Source organism: Anaerolineales bacterium (genome assembly GCA_022866145.1).
Taxonomy (GTDB): Bacteria; Chloroflexota; Anaerolineae; order Anaerolineales; family E44-bin32; genus PFL42.
Genome location: JALHUE010000403.1, coordinates 1 through 3739 on the forward strand (window position 1 = coordinate 1; position 3739 = coordinate 3739).

At 68.9% G+C, this 3739-nt stretch carries 4 protein-coding genes; all 4 read right to left on the reverse strand.

Annotation, left to right across the window (positions count from 1 at the left end):
- On the reverse strand, positions 1–487 hold a 487-nt coding region (locus tag MUO23_12160), incomplete at its 3' end, for a hypothetical protein (GenBank protein ID MCJ7513711.1).
- Between the two features lie 292 nt (positions 488–779).
- Positions 780–1775: a hypothetical protein gene (locus MUO23_12165; protein ID MCJ7513712.1), complete on the reverse strand. Its 996-nt coding sequence runs from the start codon at positions 1773–1775 to the stop codon at positions 780–782.
- 226 nt (positions 1776–2001) lie between these two features.
- Complete coding sequence (locus MUO23_12170; protein ID MCJ7513713.1) at positions 2002–3099, reverse strand: hypothetical protein; 1098 nt, start codon at positions 3097–3099, stop codon at positions 2002–2004.
- Positions 3092–3739: M20/M25/M40 family metallo-hydrolase (locus tag MUO23_12175; protein ID MCJ7513714.1), on the reverse strand; the 648-nt coding region annotated here is incomplete at its 5' end. The genes MUO23_12175 and MUO23_12170, both read right to left, overlap by 8 nt.

Consider the following 3739-nt stretch of genomic DNA (forward strand, 5'->3'; position numbering starts at 1 on the left):
AGGCGGGCCAGTCGGTCCACGTGCCGGCGGTCCCCAGCCACCAGGCGGTGAGGACGGCTGCCGCCAGAACGGCGAGCAGGAATGCGATAGTCCAACCGTCCGTGCTCTGACGCAGCCGGAGCTTCGGGTGGTGGCTCGAGGAACCGTGGGGAAGGCCGTTGTCGGCGGCGGGTGGCTCGAGCGATCCCGCACTGGCAGCTCCTGGGCTGGCGTCGTCGTATGTCAGGCCGTGGCGTGGCGCGGGCCGGCGTAGCCCGAGCCGGCTCTTCGCCGCCCCCGCCAACCTACGGAACAACCTCCCAAGGACAGGGCCGGTCGCCAGCCAGACGAGCAACAGCCCCAGCGCCAGCAGCGCGGCGCGTGAGCTCCCCAGTTCCGGATTGTTGTCCAGCCCGAGGGGGTAGGCCAAGACGGCGACAACCGTCATTGCCGCGCCGAGGAAGGCGACCGAGAATCGAAGCAGGCGGGCAAGACGGCTGGACGTCAAGTTCCTTCCTTCGCTGGGCGGCCGTCGCCCCAGCCCCGCCTTGATCGGGCTTCAGCGATCGAGCCTGGGCAAGGCGGACTGAGCATGCCCCCGAGTCTACCCCGTGCGGTTGCGGCGGGCGGCAATGCCGAAGGGCGCCTGAACCTGCACCTCGCCAAGCCACACCGGCTCTGCGGGCGACCCACTTCCTCGCCCGGACGGCGAAGAAGCCGACCTGGCGGGTCGAGTTGAGGATTCCCCGAACACAAGCCAGGCCCACGCTGGCGAGGGTGCCGCTGTCGACGAAGCCGCCTCAGTCAAGGGAGGCGGAGGCTGCGACAGTATTGGCCAGTGTCCCCAGCAGCGGGGCCAGCTGCTCGATGTCGGAGGGCGACACACTCTGGCGCGCCCCCTCGGCGTTTCCCACCGGGTAGGCCAAGAGCAAGGCGGGAACCCGGCCCAGTCCTGCCTCCCCTCCCCGGGAGACATGTGGATCCGCCAGCAGGATGGCACGCTGAAGTGGGAGTCCGGTCTCGCCGGCGGCTTGCTCAGCGATGGCGGTCAAGCGCGGGTCGCTCACCGCCGGTCCATGTCGAACCAGCAAGACCGGTCCCTTCCCCCGAACAATGGCGGAGCCGCTAGCGTCGACGGCCTCAGCCTCCCTTGCCCCGCGGATGAGGATCAGTCGACTTGGGGCAAGCGCTCGCAGGGTCGGGTTCAGCGCCCGCAAACCAAGCTGCCCCTGGACGAGGAAGGCGTAGCTGCATCCCGCGCTCAATCCGATCCCGGCAGCGGCCATCTGAAGCAGAATGGCCACCCCCACGCGGTCGGCAAGCGCCTTGCCGGTCCACGCTTCTGCCTCGCCGGCAAACGCCTCATCCAAGACGGCAAAGGCGCCCTCGGCCGGTTCCAGCGCAGTCGCATCTGCCCCCAAGTCCACCAGGATGGTTGGGGGTCGGCCGCGTCGTGACGTGGCCGCTTCGACCGAGACCACCAGTCCGGAGGCCCCAGTCAGCGTGCGGATACGGCGCCCGGCATACGCCTGCGCCGGGAGGTTCCCCAGGCGGTGGGCGCGGGAGTAGCCACGAGAGTCGGGGGGAGAAAGGATCAGCCCGGGCTCGTCGACGGCTGCGACCAACAACAACCGCGTGGCGCCGCCGGCCTCATCGACCACATGCAAGCTGCTCAAAGGGGAGGACCTGACAGGGACGCCGGCCGCCAGCAGATGATCCTCGATCCGGCGCAGTACGGCCCCCTCGCGGCCGCTGGGCCCAGCGGTTTCGCTGAGTTGGCGGACGAGCTCGATCATGGGCGGCCTCTCGCCGGATGGATCGGGAGGCGCGATCGTAGTCTCGATTCTGCCCGTCGGATGCCGTCGCCTGTCCAGTGGAACCGGTGATGCGGCGATCGGCTTCGACCGCCTGCATGACAAACCTTGGCCTGCGATTCAGACGGATCCGCAAGGCCGCTAGATCGAGATCGGCCCGGGAGATAGGAGCTGGGGAATCGCGGCGTGAGGGGCACGGGCAACCGCCTCAGCTTGCCTTGAGTTGCGGCTGACCGGGGTGCAGGCTGTGGAGAAGGGCATGGATCAGGGCTCGATACGCCTGCCAGTCGGACACAAGTGCGGTACTGACCGCGCCGTGCAGATTGCGGGCCGGGACAGAGATCGACAGGCTGGGGATCCCGGTCAGTGAGCGGTGGATGGCTCCGGCGTCCGTGCTTCCGCCACCCGGCTGGCGGTACTGGTAGGGGAGGGCGTGCTGCTCGGCGACCGAGACCGCAAGCCGCAGCAGGCGCGGATCCGATACCGTGCTGCCGTCGACGACATACAATGCCGGCCCGTGGCCCAGGCGGGCGTTGAAGAACGGATTCTCCTGGCCGTCCGGGAGCGGAAGGTCGCGGGCTGGCGTGCAGTCGATGGCGATCGCCAGGTCGGGGGCGAGGCGGTGGGTCGCCACCCCGGCCCCGCGCAGGCCGACCTCTTCCTGCGCAGTGAAAACCGCGTACAAGTCAATGCCTTCGAAGGTCTCACCCAGCAGCCAGATCAGCGTGGCTACGCCCAGCCGGTCGTCGAGAGCCTTGGCACGCAGGACGCCATCCTGGCACTCGAAGGGCGTGGCGATCGTGCCCCGGGTCCCGGGCGGCACCCGGGCAAGGGCTTCGGCGCCAGATCGGGCGCCGATGTCGATCCTCAGCTCGCGGGGGGAGATGGCCGAGGTCAACTGCTGCGGTTCGAGCAGGTGGGGCGGGATGGCGCCGATGACCCCGGGCAGGCGCTCCGGACCGAGCCACACGGCGCGCCCGGCCAGCTGAGCTTCATCGATCCCGGCTACCGTCTCGAAGCGAAGGCGGCCGTCGTTGTCGACCGCCACCACCATGAACCCGACCTCGTCCATGTGGGCGGCGACCATCACCCGCAGCCGGCTTGAGGCGCGGCCACGCCGCAGGGCGATCAGGTTCCCGAGTCCATCGACTTGCAGCTCGTCCACGTCCCCCGGGACCGCCTGCCTGACGATCCGGCGAACCTCATCTTCCCCGCCCGACACGCCCACGCACTCCGTCAGATCCTTGAGCAAACGGAGTTCCTGGTCAGCCAGGGGAGTGAGCTGAGGACGAGGTGGCTCAGTCATGCGTGAGCTCGAGATGCAGGTTGTGTCCAAGCTCGCGGGCGAATACGGTCAGCAAGCGGGCGGCCTGCTCGATGTCGCCGAGATCCACGATCTCACCCGGCGTGTGCATGTTCAGGATAGGGATGCTGATGACTGCCGTGGGCACGCCCGCCAGGACAAGCTGGATGTGATCCGCATCGGTTTGGGTCAGGTTGGGGAGGAACTCCGGTGTCAGGTCGACGCCCGCACTGCGGGCCGCCTGCTCGAGCAGCCGGAACATGGCAGGGTGTACCGCCGGGCCCCAGGCGTTGCTCAAGCCTGCGCCCAGCGCAAAGCTGGCATGCTCGGGGAGATCCGGTGTCCGGCCGAAGGTGGTATCGAGCACGACGGCAGCCTGAGGGGCGAGAGCGTAGGCTGAAGTTGTGCTGCCGGCATCGTCGGTCTCCTCACGCACCACGGCCGCCGCCACGAAATCCCACGCAGGCCGCTCCTGCGCCAGCGCCTCCAGGCACTGCGTTAGTGCCACGAGCGAAACCCGGTTGTCGAGGCGAGGCGATACCAGCCAGGAGTCACCCAGGCGAATCGGCGGCTGGGCAAAGGCCACCGCGTCTCCCAGGCGCACCCGATCCTGCAGTGCCGCCTCATCCAGCCCGCAGTCGAC